Raw genomic sequence first — 16,158 nt, forward strand, 5'->3', positions numbered from 1 at the left:
AATGGCAATGGATTTGCCGCTGCACTTCCTATGATCGCCACCGAAACTCAATCAGCACGAGGTCGCGATGAAAGCCGTCATGTTCGAAAAATTTCAGGAAGCCCCGCGGCTGGTCACGGCGAAGGATCCCGCGCCTCAGCCAGATGGGGTCGTGCTGAAGGTCGCCGCCACGGGCGTCTGTCGCAGCGACTGGCACGGATGGATGGGCCATGACGACGATATCGACCTGCCCCATGTGCCGGGACACGAACTGGCGGGCATCGTCGAGGCGGTGGGCAAGGATGTCACGAACTGGAAGGTCGGCGACAAGGTCACGGTGCCCTTCATCTGCGGCTGCGGCAGCTGTTCGGAATGTCACGCGGGTCAACAGCAGGTCTGCTTGCATCAGGAACAGCCCGGTTTCACCCATTGGGGATCCTTTGCCGAATATGTCGGCATCCATCAGGCCGACCTGAACCTTGTCGCGCTGCCCGACAGCATGGATTTCGCCACGGCAGCCAGCCTTGGTTGTCGCTTTGCTACATCGTTCCGGGCGGTGATCGATCAGGGCAGGGTCAGCGCGGGCCAATGGATCGCGATCCACGGCTGCGGCGGGGTCGGACTATCGGCCGTGATGATCGCTGCGGCAGCCGGGGCAAATGTCATCGGCGTCGATCTTGATCCGGCGAAACTGAGCCTCGCCCGCGAACTGGGGGCCGTCGCGGCGATCGACGGGCGCGAGGCGGACGTGCCCGGCGCCATCCGCGACATCACCCGTGGCGGTGCGCATGTATCGCTTGATGCGCTGGGGCATCCGGTAACGATGACCAATTCGATCCTGTGCCTGCGTCCGCGCGGCAAGCATGTTCAGGTGGGCCTGATGCTGGGCGAACACGCTGCGCCCGCAATCCCGATGCCCAGGATCGTCGGGCAGGAAATCCAGCTTCTGGGCTCTCACGGGATGCAGGCGCATCGCTATGGCGCGATGCTGGACATGGTCAGCAGCGGCAAGCTGAACCCTGCGCGGCTGGTCGGCGATCGGATCGCCCTGGCAGATGCGCCACAGGCGTTGATGGATATGGACAAGTTCCAATCGGTCGGCGCAACCGTCATCACCCGCTTCTGATCCGCGCGACGCGGCAATCCTGAACCCGCCGATCAGGGTTGCCCGGCCTCGCGCAGGCCCTCGCTCCATTTTCGGATCTCGTCCAGAAACCCGATGGCGGTCAGACCGGTCGCGGTGATCTGATACTGAACCGAGACGGGGGCGGTATCCAGCACATGCCGGGTGATCAGGCCCTGCGCCTCCAACTGACGCAGGCGTTCGGTGATCATCTTCTTCGACGCGCCGCCAATCATCCGTGCCAGATCGTTGAAGCGCACCGGCCCGTCGCGCAGATGCCACAGGATCGAGCCGGTCCACTTGCCGCCGATGATCCGCATCCCGCGTTCTATCGGGCATGGCTCGGTGCAGACATCATGGGCGATGCGGCGACCCTGCGCATCATGACTTATCCTTGCCTTCATCGGACCCTCCTCATCGCGGCGCCTCTAGGTTACCAAAAGTATACTGGTTGATTTAGGTTTCCGTCCTGCGCATTTCATCGCAAGCCCGCCCCGGGTCAAGGGGCGGCGATGCAACATGACGGACCCAAGGAACCCGAACCATGACAAAGATCCTGATCGTGAACGGAACGCAGCCCTACGACTTCGCGCCCGGGCGGCTGAATGCCACGCTGACCGACCGTGCCAGATCGCTGCTGACATCCCTGGGCCACGAGGTCCGCGTGACCACGATTGATGAGGGCTATGATGTCCAGGCCGAGGTCGACAACCATGTCTGGGCCGACACCGTCATCATGCAGTTTCCGGTCAACTGGATGGGCGCGCCCTGGACGTTCAAGAAATACATGGATGAGGTCTATACCGCGGGCATGGACGGACGCCTGTGTGCCGGGGATGGCCGCCACGCCCGGGATCCCAAGGCCAATTACGGCATGGGCGGCAGCTTGCAGGGCACCAGCTATCTGCTGTCGGCCACGCTGAACGCCCCGGCCGAGGCCTTCGACGATCCCGCCCAGCCATTCTTTCAGGGCCTATCGCTGGACGATCTGTTGCGCCCCTTGCACCTGAACGCCAGGTTCTTCGGCATGACCCCGCTGCCCAGCTTTGCCGCCTTTGACGTGATGAAAAACCCCGACATCGCCTTGGATCTTGCGCGGTTCGACGCACATCTTCGGGATATCTTCGCGGTTGTTCCTGCCTGACCGCCGCCCCACGCCCCCACACACAAGGACCAGCGTCATGACCCGGACCGACATTCATCTTTACACCGCTGCCACGATGAACGGCTACAAGCCGGTGATCTTTCTGGAAGAGGCAGGCGTTCCCTATGACCTGACGCTGGTCGATTTCGGACGGCAGGAACAGAAGGCGCCCGACTATTTGAAGCTGAACCCGAACGGCAAGATCCCGACCATCGTGGATCGCGCCGAGGGCCGCGCGATTTTCGAATCCGGCGCGATCCTGTGGCATCTGGCCCAGAAATACGGGACATTCCTGCCCCATGACGCAGTGGCGCGATCCGAGGTGATGCAATGGCTGTTCTTTCAGGTCGGCCATGTCGGGCCGATGATGGGACAGGCGATGTATTTTCAGCGTATCGCCGCGCCGAACGGGCATGATCAGCCCTTCTCGATCAAGCGGTATCGCGACGAAAGCCGCCGCCTGTTGCAGGTTCTGGATACGCGCCTGCGGGGGCGCGACTGGCTGGCCGGCGATGAATATACGATTGCCGACATGGCCATGTATCCCTGGGCCCGCGCCTATCCCTGGGCCAGGGTCCAGGTGGACGGCCTGCCCCATCTGCAAGCCTGGTTCGACCGCATCGATGCCCGCCCCGCCGTGCAAAAGGCCCTGACCATCCCAACACCGCAGCCGCAATTCTGGGATGCCCGTGCCGAGGATGACAGCTTCGCCGCCGAGAACGCCGCCCGCTTTGCCCATGACGCCAGGGACTAAGGATCGGGCCATCCGCGTCATAGCGGGAAAAGGTCACACGGTTTCGGGCGCGGGCTGGCATTCGGGCGCGCGCCTGTGACACAGTTGACAGTGACCAGCTGCACGCGCCCCGCGCCATCGCCGGTCCGGGACATGACGAAAGGACCGCAAACATGGCCAGACTTTTGCATATCTTTGCCCATCCCGGACGCGCCACCTCGCGGGTAAACCTGTCGATGTGGCGGGCCGCGCAGGGGATCGACGGCATCGACAGCCTTGATCTGTATTCGACATATCCACGCTATGCGATTGATATCGAAAAAGAACAGCAACGTCTTGTGGATCACGACGTGCTTGTGCTGCAGTTTCCGTTGTTCTGGTATTCCGCGCCCGCGCTGGTCAAGGAATGGATCGATCTGACATTCGAACACGGCTTTGCCTATGGTCAGGGCGGCGACCGGCTGCGCGGCAAGCAGATGATGCTGGCCGTGACTGCGGGCGGGCCGCAGGACGCCTATAGCCACCAAGGCTATCAGCATTTCGAGCTGCGCACCTTTCTGACCCCGTTCGAACAGACCGCGCGGCTGTCGCAGATGACTTTCCTGGCCCCCTATGTCCAGTTCGGCGCGCTGAAGGAAGACCCCGCACCCCATGCGCGCGGCTTTGCAGATCTGCTGCGTGCGCTGCGCGATGACCGGCTGGATCTGTCACGGGCCCAGCAGGCGCAATTCCTGACACATGACACGCTTCCCCTGACCGAAGGCGCGCCGACATGACCGATTTCCTGCTTCTGGCCTTTCTGTTCCTGATCGCCGGGGTGATCGCGGTGCCCATCGCCTCGCGTCTTGGGCTGGGATCGGTGCTGGGCTATCTGATCGCGGGCATTCTGCTTAGCCCGGTGCTGGCGCTGCTGCATGTGGATGTGATCTCGATCCAGCATTTTGCGGAATTCGGCGTCGTGATGATGCTGTTCCTTGTCGGCCTTGAGTTGGAGCCCCGCCTGCTGTGGGACATGCGTGCCCGACTGCTGGGCCTTGGCGGCCTGCAGGTGGGGGTGACGGCGGCGCTGGTTGCTGCGGCGGCCTATGCCTTTGGGCAGGTCTGGCAGGTTTCGGTCGCGATCGGGCTGATCTTCGCGCTGTCCTCGACCGCGATCGTGTTGCAGACGCTGAACGAAAAGGGCCTGATGAAAAGCGATGGCGGGCAGGCTTCGTTTTCGGTCCTGCTGTTTCAGGACATCGCCGTCATTCCGATGCTGGCCTTTCTGCCGCTGCTGGCGCTGCCGGGGCTGGCGGGCAGCGGGGCTGCGCATGGCGGCGACAGCCATGGGGCCGAGGGCGATCACGGCGCCACGCTGTCGCTGGTCGATGGTCTGGCGGGATGGCAGACCGCGCTGGTCACGCTGGCGGCAATTGCGCTGGTCATTGCGGCGGGGATGTATCTGACCCGCCCGGCCTTTCGCTTTATCGCACAGGCGCATCTGCGCGAGATCTTCATCGCCGCCGCCCTGACCTTCGTGATCGGGATTGCCCTGTTGATGACATTGGTGGGGCTGTCGCCGGCGCTGGGAACCTTTCTGGCCGGCGTTGTGCTGGCCAACAGCGAATATCGCCATGAATTGGAAAGCGATATCGACCCCTTCCGCGGGCTGCTTCTGGGCCTGTTCTTCATGACCGTCGGCGCAGGGATCGATTTCGGCCTTCTGGGCCGTGAAACCATGCTGATCCTTGGCCTGACGGTGGGCGTGATGGCGCTGAAGGCGGGGGTTCTGTTCGCGCTGGCCCGTATCTTCAAGGTCCGCGACGAACAGGGCTGGCTGTTCGGCATGGGGCTGGCGCAGGCGGGCGAGTTCGGCTTTGTCCTGATCTCGTTCGCGGCGGCCAGTTCGGTCCTGCCGCCCGATATCGCGCCGCGTCTGACACTGATCGTCACGCTGTCGATGATGCTGACGCCGCTGCTGTTCATCGCCTATGAAAAGCTGGTCCTGCCCCGCTTCGAGGATGCCGAACCGCGCGAGGCTGACGAAATCACCGCCCCCAGCCATATCATCATCGCAGGGCATGGCCGCTTTGGCAGCGTCGTGAACCGGATGCTGCTGAGCGCGGGCCATGAAACCACGGTTCTGGACCACAATGCCGAGATGCTGGAGCGTTTGCGCGCCTTCGGTGTCCGGGCCTTTTACGGCGATGCCACGCGGCCCGACCTGCTGCATGCCGCCGGGATCGAGCAGGCGAAGGTGCTGGTCATCGCCATCGACGACCGCCACCGCGCGACCGAAATGGTCCGCTATGTCACCGAACACCACCCGCATGTGCATATCACCGCGCGGGCCATGGACCGCAACCATGTCTACGAATTGTGGGGCGCGGGCTGTCGCGACATCATCCGCGACACGTTCGACAGCGCGGTGCGCACGGGCCGTTCCGTGTATGAGGCGCTTGGCACCCATGCCTTCGAGGCTGAACGCGCCGCCCGCGCCTTTGTCGATGAAAACCAGCGGACCCTGCGCGAATTGGCAGGGCTGTATGACCCGGACATCCCTAATCACAAGAACGACGCCTATCGCGAACGCGCCAAGGAATTGCTGGAAGAACAGGCCCAGCAGATCCGCGCCCGTGGCCGTGGCGCATTCCACGAACGGTCCGAACGTGGCTGGACCCCGCCAAGCCCCGCGGATGTGAAGGCCGCCGCCGACAGCCAGGGATCATAGCCCCCATCCGCCGGGGTCACGGGCCGGACCGCCGAAGATCACGCGGGGTCGTGGCAAATTCGCGATGGAAGGCACGGGTCATGGCGCTGGCATTCTGATAGCCGCAGCGCCCGGCGATTTCCTCGATGCCAAAGCCCGTCTGCTCGATCAGCCGCCGCGCCTCGCGCAGGCGGATCGCCTGATACAACTGCGCCGCGCCCAGACCGTGGCGCTGTTGGCAGATCTGCGACAGCGCCTTGGCCGATAACCCGATCTGGCGGGCGATGTCGGGGATCGGCAGTGGCGTTTCGATATTGCGGCGCATCAGCGCGACGGCGGCCTCGGCCTTGCGGTTGCGCGGCATCTGCGACGGACCCGGCAGGGGGGCCGCCGCCTCGCCATGCATGAACAGGGATGCCACCTCCAGCCGCAGCATCGCGCCGTGATGCGCCTCGATCAGGTGCAGCGCCAGATCGAAGGTTGTCGTCACGCCGCCACAGGTCAGGATATCGCCATCATCGACCATGCGGTCATCGGTGACCCGCGTGCCCGGATAGGTTTCGGCAAGATTTCCCAGCTCGTCCCAGTGGATCGTGGCCCGCCGCCCTTCCAACAGCCCGGCATCGGCCAGCAGCCAGCTGCCCGTATCCATCCCGACCAGCGTGCGAAACCGCCGCCGCGCCGCCCGTAGTCCGCGCGCACAGGCCGGGGTCGCATGCGCCTGAAACCCATAGCTGGGCATGACGAACAGGTAATCGCCCCCCGGATGCCGGGCCAAGGCCGCGCCGGGATGCACCGGCAGCCCGCTGGACGACACGACCGCCGCACCGTCCAGACTAAGAAATTGCCAGCGATACAATTGCTTGCGCGCCATCGTATTGGCCGCGCGAAATGGCTCGATCGCATTGGCAAGGCAGTGGTTCGAGAAATCGTCGAACAGCAGCACGCCGATGCTGCGGCAGGTTTCCGAAGATTTCCATATCTGCACGATAATCGCCCATCTCTGCATGATCCAGCGACCGAAGCCTACGCATCATCGCACCAAAGCGACAAGAGGTGTCACATGCAATTTGGGCTGAACGACGAACAGGAAATGATCGTCTCGACCGTTCGCGCATTCGTCGAGAACGAAATCTATCCGCATGAGGCCGAGGTAGAGCGCAGCGGCACGGTGCCGCTGGAACTGGGCGAAGAGATCAGGCGAAAGGTCATCGACCTGGGTTTCTATGCCTGCAATTTCCCCGAAGAGGTTGGCGGCGCCGGGTTGTCGCATCTGGATTTCACGCTGGTCGAACGCGAATTGGGGCGCGGGTCGATGGCGCTGACGCATTTCTTTGGCCGGCCGCAGAACATCCTGATGGCCTGCACCGGCGATCAGCGCGACCGTTACCTGCTGCCCGCCGTGCGTGGCGAACGCATGGATGCACTGGCGATGACGGAACCCGATGCCGGCTCCGATATCCGCGGGATGAAATGCACCGCACAGCGCGAAGGCGGCGACTGGGTGGTGAACGGGTCCAAGCATTTCATCTCGGGCGCGGAACATGCGGATTTCTTCATCGTCTTCGTGGCAACCGGGGTCGATGACACGCCGCATGGCCCCAAAAAGCGCATCACCTGCTTTCTGGTCGATCGCGACACGCCGGGATTTCAGGTGCAGCCGGGCTACAATTCGGTCTCGCATCGCGGTTACAAGAATTATGTGCTGTATTTCGACAATTGCCGCCTGCCCGATGCGCAGGTGCTGGGCGCGGTTGATGGCGGTTTCGACGTCATGAACACCTGGCTTTACGCAACCCGCCTGACGGTCGCGGCCTTCTGCGTCGGGCGCGCACGGCGCTGTTTCGACATGGCGCTGTCCTATGCGACCCAGCGGCGGCAATTTGGCCAGCCCATCGCCCGGTTTCAGGGCGTCGGCTTTCAGGTCGCGGACATGATCACCGAAATCGACGCCGCAGACTGGCTGACGCTGGCGGCGGCGTGGCGGCTGGATCAGGGCCTGCCCGCGAACCGCGAAATCGCCTCGGCCAAGCTTTACGCATCCGAAATGCTGGCGCGTGTGACCGATGCGACGTTGCAGATTCATGGCGGGATGGGGTTGATGGATGATTTCCCGATCGAACGGTTCTGGCGCGATGCGCGGGTCGAGCGTATCTGGGACGGCACCAGCGAGATCCAGCGCCATATCATCAGCCGCGACCTGTTCCGCCCACTGGGGGCCTAGGCCATGACCCGGCTGGAACGGCTGATGCGTCCGCGCAGCATCGCGGTCGTGGGCGGCGGCACATGGTGCCGGAACGTGATCGCGCAATGCCGCCAGATCGGCTTTGACGGCCCAATCTGGCCGGTCCACCCGTCCAGGGACCAGATCGAGGGCCTGCCCGCCTTTGCCAGTATCGCCGACCTGCCCGCCGCCCCGGACGCGGCCTTCATCGGCGTCAACCGCGAGGCCAGCGTCCAGATCGTCGGGCAGCTGGCACAGCGCGGGACCGGGGGCGCGATCTGCTTTGCCTCGGGGTTCAGCGAGGCGGCGGCAGAATTGCCGGACGGGGCGCAGCGTCAGCGCGAACTGGTCACGGCGGCCGGATCCATGCCAATTCTGGGGCCGAACTGCTATGGGCTGATCAACGCGCTGGACGGTGCCGCGCTGTGGCCCGATCTGCACGGGATGCAGCGCTGCACGCAGGGCGTGGCCATCGTCACGCAATCCTCGAATATCTCGATCAACCTGACGATGCAGCGGCGCGGATTGCCCATCGCCTATATGGCCACGGCCGGCAATCAGGCGCAGATCGGACTGGCCCAGATCGGCGCGGCGCTGCTGAACGACCCGCGCGTGACGGCGCTGGGGCTGCATATCGAAGGCATCGGCGATCTGCCCGCGTTTCTGGCGCTGGCCCGTCAGGCGCGGGATCTGGGCAAGCCGGTCGTGGCGCTGAAGGTCGGGGCCTCGCAGGCGGCGCAGGCGGCGATGATTTCGCATACCGCGTCGCTGTCGGGCAGCGATGCCGGGGCTCGGGCCCTGCTGCACCGTCTGGGCATCGGCATCTGCGATGATCCGGCGGTGTTTCTGGAAACGCTGAAGCTGTTGCATGTGACCGGGGGGATCACGTCGAACCGGATCGCCTCGATGTCCTGTTCGGGGGGCGAGGCCAGCCTGATGGCCGACCTGGGACAGGCGCAGGGCATCGTGTTCCCCCAGCTTGGCTTTGCACAGCGCGAGGGGCTGCGACAGGCGCTGGGGCCGCGTGTCGCGCTGGCCAATCCGTTGGATTATCACACCTATATCTGGGGCGACACGCAGGCCATGGCGCATTGCTTCGGCGCGATGATGCGCGGCGATCTGGCGCTTGGCTGTGTGGTTCTGGATTTTCCGCGACCCGACCGCTTTGCCGCACCGGAATGGCAACAGGTGCTGGATGCGATGGCGCTGACGGATGGCCGCGCACCATTGGCGGTGATCTCATCCCTGCCCGAAAACATGCCCGAAGCCGTGGCGCAGGATTGCATTGCGCGCGGCATCGTTCCCTTTGCCGGCATGTCCCAGGCGCTGGCCGCCATCGCAATCGCCGCAGGGATGGTCAGGCCCGCAATCACCCCGGACCCCTGGCAGCCCGGAGATCCGCAAGGCGACAGAACCCTGACCGAGGCCGAGGCCAAGGCCGCCCTTGCCACGGCCGGGCTGCGCAGTCCCGGTGCGGCACGGGCCCAGACCCCGCCCGAGGCTGCCGCCGCCGCCGCGCGGATCGGCTTTCCGGTCGTGATCAAGGGCGAGGGCATCGCCCACAAGACCGAGGCCGGCGCCGTTGTCCTGAACCTGGCCGACCCGCAGGCCGTGGAACGGGCGGCCCGCGAAATGGTCGCCGACAGCTATCTGATCGAAGAAATGATCCCCGGCGGCGTTGCCGAATTGCTGATCGGGGTGGTGCGCGACCCCGCGCATGGCTTCGTGCTGACATTGGGGGCGGGTGGCGTGCTGACCGAATTGATGCGCGACACAACGTCGCTATTGCTGCCCGCCAGCCGCGATCAGATCCGCACCGCGTTGCAAGGCCTGCGCTGCTGGCCGCTGCTGGCGGGGTATCGCGGCAAGCCGCCCGCCAATCTGGAAGCCGTGCTGGACGCGGTGCTTGCCGTTCAGGCCTTTGTAAAGGCCAATCTTGCCACGCTGCACGAGGTCGAGGTCAATCCCCTGATCTGCACCCCGACCGATGCCATCGCCGCCGACGCCATCATCCGCCAAGGAGAGACCCCATGACCGACAACCCCATCCGCACCGAACGTCGCGGCGCCGTGTTCGAGGTGACGCTTGACCGGCCAAAGGCCAATGCCATCGACCTTGCCACCAGCCGGATCATGGGCGAGGTCTTTACCCGGTTTCGCGATGATCCCGACCTGCGCGTCGCCATCCTGACCGCGACGGGCGACAAATTTTTCTGCCCCGGATGGGATCTGAAGGCCGCCGCCGGTGGGGATGCCGTCGATGGCGATTACGGCAAGGGCGGCTTTGGCGGGTTGCAGGAACTTCGCGGGCTGAACAAGCCCGTGATCGCGGCGGTGAACGGCATCGCCTGCGGCGGCGGTCTGGAACTGGCGCTTAGCGCCGACATCATCCTTGCCGCCGATCACGCGACCTTCGCCCTGCCGGAAATCCGTTCCGGAACCGTGGCCGATGCCGCCTCGATCAAGCTGCCCAAGCGCATCCCCTATCACATCGCGATGGAGATGCTGCTGACCGGTCGCTGGTTCGATGCCGACGAGGCCGCGCGCTGGGGTCTGGTCAATCGCGTGCTGCCCGCCGCTGACCTGATGGCGACCGCGCGTTCCATGGCCGATGATCTGGCCTCTGGCCCGCCTCTGGTATTCGCCGCGATCAAGGAGGTCGTCCGCGAGGCCGAGGACATGAAGTTTCAGGACGCCATGAACCGCATCACCCGCAGCCAGTTCGAAACCGTCGAACGGCTGTATCGGTCCGAAGATCAGAAAGAAGGGGCGCGCGCCTTTGCCGAAAAGCGCGATCCGGTCTGGACGGGCCGCTAGGCGACGCGGCTATTCGTCATCCGGCACCGTCCAGGGGCGTTCCTGTGTGCGCCCCTCGCGGATGGTGCGGCCATAATGCCCGCCATAGGACCGCGCCAGCGACGAGGCCGATGAAAACCCGCAGCGCAGCGCGATCTGTTCAAGGCTGAGATTGGTTTCCTCGGACAGATAGCGGGCGTGCTGAAGGCGAAGCAGCTTGTAATACTTGCCCGGCGTCATGCCCAGCTCGCGCTGAAAGGCGCGATCCAGACTGCGTTCCGACAGCGAGACCCGTCTTGCCAGAACCGCCATCGGCAGGGGTGACTGGATCGTCTCGACCATCAGGTTCGTGGCTTGCAGCACCTTTGGCGACCCCTTCTGCTGCAATCGCGCGGCACCGCGGTTCAATTCGGACTGGCGCGACGGGTCATAGACGAACATGGTCGAGGCCCCGAAGGCAGCCGCCGGGCCATAGATCTGCCGGATCAGCGCCAGCATCATGTCCAGCGCCGTGCTGGCCCCGCCGCAGGTCAGAAACGGCCCCGACCGAACGAACCGCGCGGTCAGAACCTCGACCCTTGGAAAGCTATCCACGAAGGCGTCCAGTTCCTGCCAGTGGATGGTGGCCTTGTGGCCGTCCAGCACCCCGGCACTGGCCAGCAGCCAGGCGGCACTGTCCAGTGCCAGAACACTGTCGGCCCCGCGCACAGCCCTGCGCAGCCGCGTCAGAAATGCAGGGCTGGCCTGCTCGCGCACGTCGTAACCCGCGACCAGCACAAGATTGCGCCCGCCGCGCCCGTCATCGAATGCGGCATCGGGCGTGATCTTCAGGCCGCTAGAGCTTGTGACGGGCGCACCATCACCCGAGGTGACCCGCCAATCCGCCACGCCCTGCCCCAGATTCATCCGCACCGTGCGCAGCGGCTCCATCGCGCTGGCCAGCACCATGTTGGAAAAGCCGTCAAACAGCAGGAACTCGAAGATATGCGGCGATTTTGGCGACATTGGTGCAGAATATGGCTGAAATTGTATAAACCCAAGGTCAGGTTCTGCGCTACCCAAGCGGGAAGTCAAGTTTCCCGGCCTGAGCCGCAGGATGTCACCACCCCTCGCACCCTTGTCGGTCAAGGTGCGATCCATGGCCGCCGCAACCGGACGGCCGATCCCGTCGTCATGCCTGGAAACGTTGATCCACCGAAGCCCGGTGCCGCCTGCGGGCCGGACACCGACCGCATGACCTGACCCGAAAGGAGCCGCACAATGCCCCTGACCATGAATCGCGACGTCTTTATCACCTGCGCCGTCACCGGCTCGGGCGGGACGCAGGATAAATCGCCGCATGTGCCGCGCTCGCCCAAACAGATCGCGGACTCGGCGATCGCCGCCGCCAAGGCAGGCGCGGCGGTCGTCCATTGCCATGTGCGCGACCCCGAAACCGGCGTGCCATCGCGCGATCTGGCCCTGTATCGCGAGTTGACCGACCGCATTCGCGAGTCCGAGGTCGATGTGGTCCTGAACCTGACAGCGGGCATGGGCGGCGATATCGTCTTTGGCTCGACCGAAGCGCCGTTTCCGGTGAACGCGGCCGCAACCGACATGATCGGGGCCACGGAACGCATGGCCCATATCGCGGAATGCCTGCCGGAAATCTGCACGCTGGATTGCGGCACGATGAACTTCGCCGAGGCCGATTACGTCATGACCAACACGCCCGGCATGTTGCGGGCGATGGGTCGGATGATGACCGATCTTGGCGTGAAGCCCGAAATCGAGGCCTTTGACACCGGCCATCTGTGGTTTGCCAAGCAACTGGTGCAGGAAGGTATCCTGGCGGGCAACGCACTGGTGCAGCTGTGCATGGGCGTGCCCTGGGGCGCGCCGAACGACCTGAACACCTTCATGGCGATGGTCAACAATGTGCCCTCCGACTGGACATGGTCGGCGTTTTCGCTGGGGCGCGACCAGATCCCCTATGCCGCGCAATCGGTTCTGGCGGGCGGAAATGTCCGTGTCGGGCTGGAAGACAACCTGTTTCTGGACAAGGGCGTTCTGGCCACCAACGCGCAGCTGGTCGAACGCGCGGTCGGCGTGATCGAGGGAATGGGCGCGCGGATCATCGGCCCCGAGGCCGTGCGCGCCAAACTTGGCCTGACCAAGCGCGTCCCGGTGGCGGCATGAGCCCAGCCAGTGCATCTGCTGCGACCCCGAACCACGCAAACGGAAGGAAACCCGGCATGACCAGAACAGCGGCAATCATTGGCGGCGGCGTCATCGGCGGCGGTTGGGCCGCGCGATTTCTGCTGAACGGCTGGGACGTGCAGGTCTTTGACCCCGACCCACAATCACAGCGCAGGATCGGCGAGGTGCTGGCCAATGCCCGCCGATCGTTGCCATCGCTTTACGACAGGGCATTGCCCGCCGAAGGTCGGCTAAGCTTTCACGACGACATGGCATCGGCGCTGGCGAATGCCGCATGGGTTCAGGAAAGCGTGCCGGAACGGCTGGATCTGAAGCATCGCATCCACGATCAGATTCAGGCCCATGCACCTGCGGATGCGGTGATCGGGTCCTCGACCTCAGGGTTCAAGCCATCGGACCTGAACGCACAGGGCGCGCGGGCCGTCGTCGCGCATCCGTTCAACCCGGTCTATCTGCTGCCGCTGGTGGAACTGGTCGGGGATGCGGAAACCTGTGCGCGGGCCTCGGACATCTTGCGTCAGATCGGCATGTATCCGTTGACCGTGCGCAAGGAAATCGACGCCCATATCGCAGATCGCCTGCTGGAAGCCGTCTGGCGCGAGGGGCTGTGGCTGATCAAGGACGGCATCTGCACGACCGAGGAACTGGACGAGGCGATCCGCATGGGCTTTGGCCTGCGATGGGCGCAGATGGGCCTGTTCGAAACCTATCGCATCGCCGGGGGCGAGGCCGGGATGAAGCATTTCATGGCCCAGTTCGGCCCGGCGCTGGAATGGCCCTGGACCAAGCTGATGGATGTGCCTGCCTTCACCGAAGAGCTGGTCGATCTGATCGCCGGCCAGTCGGATGCCCAATCGGGCCACATGTCGATCCGCGATCTGGAACGACTGCGCGACGACAACCTTGTCGGCATGATGCGGGCCCTGAAGAAATCCGGCACCGGCGCGGGCGGCACGATCAACGCCCACGAAGCCGGGCTGCAGGTCCCCGCCGCCGCCGATCTGCCGGTTACCGTCAACCGCCCCGTCCCCCAAAGCTGGACCGATTACAACGGCCATATGAACGAGGCGCATTACAGCGAGGTTTCCGCGCAGGCGACGGACCGCTTCATGGAAATGATCGGCTGCGACGCCGCCTATATCGCCGCAGGCGGCAGCTATTTCACGGTCGAGAACCATGTGCGTTTCCTGAACGAACTGCATGCGGGGGACAGGCTGCAGGTCACCACGCAGGTTCTGGCGGGCGAGGGCAAGAAGATGCACCTGTTCCATAAGTTGCACGGCCCTGATGGCACGCTGGCCGCGACGGTCGAAACGCTGCTTCTGCACATGGATCTGACCACGCGCAGCACCTCGATGCCCGCCGCGCAGGTGGCGGAACGTCTGGCCGCCTTCGTTCGGGCCCATGCGGCATTGCCACGACCCGAAGGGGCCGGTCGCCATGTCGGGCAGCGCGGCTGAGACGATCGCCCGGCCCGGCCACGACCGGGCCGATCCAAATCATAATCACAACAAGGGAGCGTCAGATGTCCGAACACAGTTCCGGACGCCATCATGTGGCCAGGTCGGGCTTTTTCGCGGGGCTGCACCCGGGGATGGGCATGGCGGCCAAAGGCATGATCGCCTTTTTCGTGATCTTCACGATCCTGAACCTTGAACTGGCAAGCGGTCTTTACAAGGCCGTGCGCGCATGGATCGAGGGCTGGTTCGGCTGGTATTACATCCTGCTGCTGATCGGGGTGATGTTCTTCTGCTTCTGGCTGATGCTGTCCCGACATGGCAGGCTGCGGCTGGGCGATGACGACTCGCGCCCCGAGTTCCGGAATTTCAGCTGGTTCGCGATGCTGTTCTCGGCCGGGATCGGGGTCGGCATCCTGTTTTTCGGCGTGGCCGAACCGATCTTCTATTTCGACAATTCCGGGGCCTTCGGATACCCCAACAACCCCCATGCCGACATGGCGGGCCATCTTGACATGGACATGATGCGGGCCCGCGACGCGATGCGCGTGGCCTTTTTCCATTGGGGCTTTCACGGCTGGGCGCTGTATGTGCTGGTCGGGCTGTGCCTTGCCTATTTCGGCTTTCGCAAGAAGCTGCCGCTGACCATGCGCTCGACTCTGTATCCCCTGATCGGGGAACGGATCTACGGTCCCTGGGGGCATTTGATCGATCTGCTGGCGGTGTTCGGATCGGTCTTCGGAATCGCGACTTCGCTGGGGCTGGGTTCGACCCAGATCGCGACCGGCATGAATGTGCTGTTCGGGCTGGAGGTGACGCTGACCCTGAAGATCGTGCTGATCGTCATCGTGTCGATCATCGCGACGGCATCGACGGTGTCGGGGGTGGCGCGGGGCATCCGCTTCATCTCGGAATGGAATATCTGGCTGTCGATCCTGCTGCTGGCCGCCTTTGTGGTGATCGGGCCGGGCAAGTGGCTGATGGCGTTCTTCATCACCTCGATGGGCGATTACGTCTGGAACTTCATCCCGATGGGCTTCTGGGTCGCGACCGAGGAACCCGATACCGCCTGGCAGGGCGGCTGGACCATCTTCTACTGGGGCTGGTGGATCGCATGGGCCCCGATGGTCGGCGTCTTCATCGCCCGCATCTCCTATGGCCGCACCATCCGGGAATTCATGATCGGGGTGCTGTGCGTGCCCTCGGTCGCGGTGTTCTTCTGGCTGTGCATCTTTGGCGGCAGCGCGATCTGGCAGGAACTGCACATGGCGGGCGGGCCTGCTGACGCCGGGGGCGCGGGCATCATCGAAACGGTGCGCAACTGGGAACTGCCTTCGGCCCTGTACGGGACGATCGGCAATATCGGCGCCTCGTCATGGATGGGCGACATGAGCTGGACGACCTGGCCGCTGTCCCTTCTGGCAACCGTGCTGCTGGTGTCGTGGTTCGTGACCTCGGCGGATTCGGGGACGCTGGTCATTACCACCATGCTGGCGATGGGCGATGTGAACCCGCCCAACAAGTTCCGGGTGATCTGGGGTGCGGGGATCGGCGCGACAGCGATCGCATTGTTGATGTCGGGCGGTCTGAACGCGCTGCAGACGGCGCTGATGTCCACGGCCTTCCCGATTTCCTTCCTGGTCATCGCAATGGTCTGGGGTCTGGCGAAATCGCTGCGCGAAGACAGTTCCGCCGCACCTGCCAGGGCCCCGGCCGAAACGCTGCCTGACGGAACCCATCTGACCCAGAACCTGCCGGCATAGGCGGGCCGGACAACGACAGGGTCCGCACGGAATTATCCGTGCGGACCCGTTT

At 64.3% G+C, this 16,158-nt stretch carries 14 protein-coding genes; 11 read left to right on the forward strand and 3 right to left on the reverse strand.

Annotated features, from left to right (window positions below; translation table 11 throughout):
* Positions 1 to 67: 67 nt before the first annotated feature.
* A complete protein-coding gene (locus BMX67_RS14005; protein WP_090736240.1) occupies positions 68 to 1,105 on the forward strand; it encodes a zinc-dependent alcohol dehydrogenase family protein in 1,038 nt (345 codons plus the stop codon).
* A gap of 32 nt (positions 1,106 to 1,137) precedes the next feature.
* Here the strand turns inward: BMX67_RS14005 and BMX67_RS14010 are convergent, their stop codons facing one another.
* Entirely contained in the window at positions 1,138 to 1,506 is a 369-nt protein-coding gene (locus BMX67_RS14010; protein ID WP_090736243.1) for a winged helix-turn-helix transcriptional regulator, read from the reverse strand.
* Between the two features lie 140 nt (positions 1,507 to 1,646).
* Between BMX67_RS14010 and BMX67_RS14015 the strand changes: the two genes are divergently transcribed.
* From BMX67_RS14015 to BMX67_RS14030, 4 genes are all read left to right on the forward strand, one after another.
* Positions 1,647 to 2,246 carry an NAD(P)H-dependent oxidoreductase gene (locus BMX67_RS14015; RefSeq protein WP_090736246.1) on the forward strand — a complete coding sequence of 200 codons (600 nt, stop codon included), beginning with the start codon at positions 1,647 to 1,649 and terminating at the stop codon, positions 2,244 to 2,246.
* A 37-nt stretch (positions 2,247 to 2,283) separates the two neighbouring features.
* Entirely contained in the window at positions 2,284 to 3,000 is a 717-nt protein-coding gene (locus tag BMX67_RS14020) for a glutathione S-transferase family protein (protein WP_090736248.1), read from the forward strand.
* 152 nt (positions 3,001 to 3,152) lie between these two features.
* Positions 3,153 to 3,755: an NAD(P)H-dependent oxidoreductase gene (locus tag BMX67_RS14025; RefSeq protein WP_090736250.1), complete on the forward strand. Its 603-nt coding sequence runs from the start codon at positions 3,153 to 3,155 to the stop codon at positions 3,753 to 3,755.
* A complete protein-coding gene (locus BMX67_RS14030) occupies positions 3,752 to 5,689 on the forward strand; it encodes a monovalent cation:proton antiporter-2 (CPA2) family protein (protein ID WP_090736253.1) in 1,938 nt (645 codons plus the stop codon). The genes BMX67_RS14025 and BMX67_RS14030 overlap by 4 nt, the downstream gene beginning before the upstream one ends.
* Before the next feature lie 16 nt (positions 5,690 to 5,705).
* Here the strand turns inward: BMX67_RS14030 and BMX67_RS14035 are convergent, their stop codons facing one another.
* Positions 5,706 to 6,656: a GlxA family transcriptional regulator gene (locus BMX67_RS14035; protein WP_245739462.1), complete on the reverse strand. Its 951-nt coding sequence runs from the start codon at positions 6,654 to 6,656 to the stop codon at positions 5,706 to 5,708.
* Positions 6,657 to 6,731: 75 nt separating this feature from the next.
* Here BMX67_RS14035 and BMX67_RS14040 point away from each other — a divergent pair, with 75 nt between their 5' ends.
* From BMX67_RS14040 to BMX67_RS14050, 3 genes are read left to right on the forward strand one after another with little or no spacing between them, the layout of a single operon-like run.
* Entirely contained in the window at positions 6,732 to 7,892 is a 1,161-nt protein-coding gene (locus BMX67_RS14040) for an acyl-CoA dehydrogenase family protein (protein ID WP_090736260.1), read from the forward strand.
* Positions 7,893 to 7,895: 3 nt separating this feature from the next.
* Complete coding sequence (locus BMX67_RS14045) at positions 7,896 to 9,926, forward strand: acetate--CoA ligase family protein (RefSeq protein WP_090736263.1); 2,031 nt, start codon at positions 7,896 to 7,898, stop codon at positions 9,924 to 9,926.
* Positions 9,923 to 10,708 carry a carnitinyl-CoA dehydratase gene (locus tag BMX67_RS14050; RefSeq protein WP_090736265.1) on the forward strand — a complete coding sequence of 262 codons (786 nt, stop codon included), beginning with the start codon at positions 9,923 to 9,925 and terminating at the stop codon, positions 10,706 to 10,708. The genes BMX67_RS14045 and BMX67_RS14050 overlap by 4 nt, the downstream gene beginning before the upstream one ends.
* A 9-nt stretch (positions 10,709 to 10,717) precedes the next feature.
* On the opposite strand, the gene BMX67_RS14055 is transcribed toward BMX67_RS14050, so the two are convergent.
* A complete protein-coding gene (locus BMX67_RS14055) occupies positions 10,718 to 11,692 on the reverse strand; it encodes a GlxA family transcriptional regulator (RefSeq protein ID WP_090736268.1) in 975 nt (324 codons plus the stop codon).
* Positions 11,693 to 11,947: 255 nt separating this feature from the next.
* Here BMX67_RS14055 and bcoG point away from each other — a divergent pair, with 255 nt between their 5' ends.
* From bcoG to BMX67_RS14070, 3 genes are all read left to right on the forward strand, one after another.
* A complete protein-coding gene (bcoG, locus tag BMX67_RS14060; protein ID WP_090736271.1) occupies positions 11,948 to 12,865 on the forward strand; it encodes a 3-dehydrocarnitine:acetyl-CoA trimethylamine transferase BcoG in 918 nt (305 codons plus the stop codon).
* A 56-nt stretch (positions 12,866 to 12,921) separates the two neighbouring features.
* Positions 12,922 to 14,346 carry a carnitine 3-dehydrogenase gene (locus BMX67_RS14065; protein ID WP_090736274.1) on the forward strand — a complete coding sequence of 475 codons (1,425 nt, stop codon included), beginning with the start codon at positions 12,922 to 12,924 and terminating at the stop codon, positions 14,344 to 14,346.
* Between the two features lie 65 nt (positions 14,347 to 14,411).
* Positions 14,412 to 16,106 carry a BCCT family transporter gene (locus BMX67_RS14070; protein ID WP_090736277.1) on the forward strand — a complete coding sequence of 565 codons (1,695 nt, stop codon included), beginning with the start codon at positions 14,412 to 14,414 and terminating at the stop codon, positions 16,104 to 16,106.
* The last annotated feature ends 52 nt before the right edge of the window (positions 16,107 to 16,158 follow it).

Source organism: Paracoccus homiensis (genome assembly GCF_900111675.1).
GTDB lineage: Bacteria > Pseudomonadota > Alphaproteobacteria > Rhodobacterales > Rhodobacteraceae > Paracoccus > Paracoccus homiensis.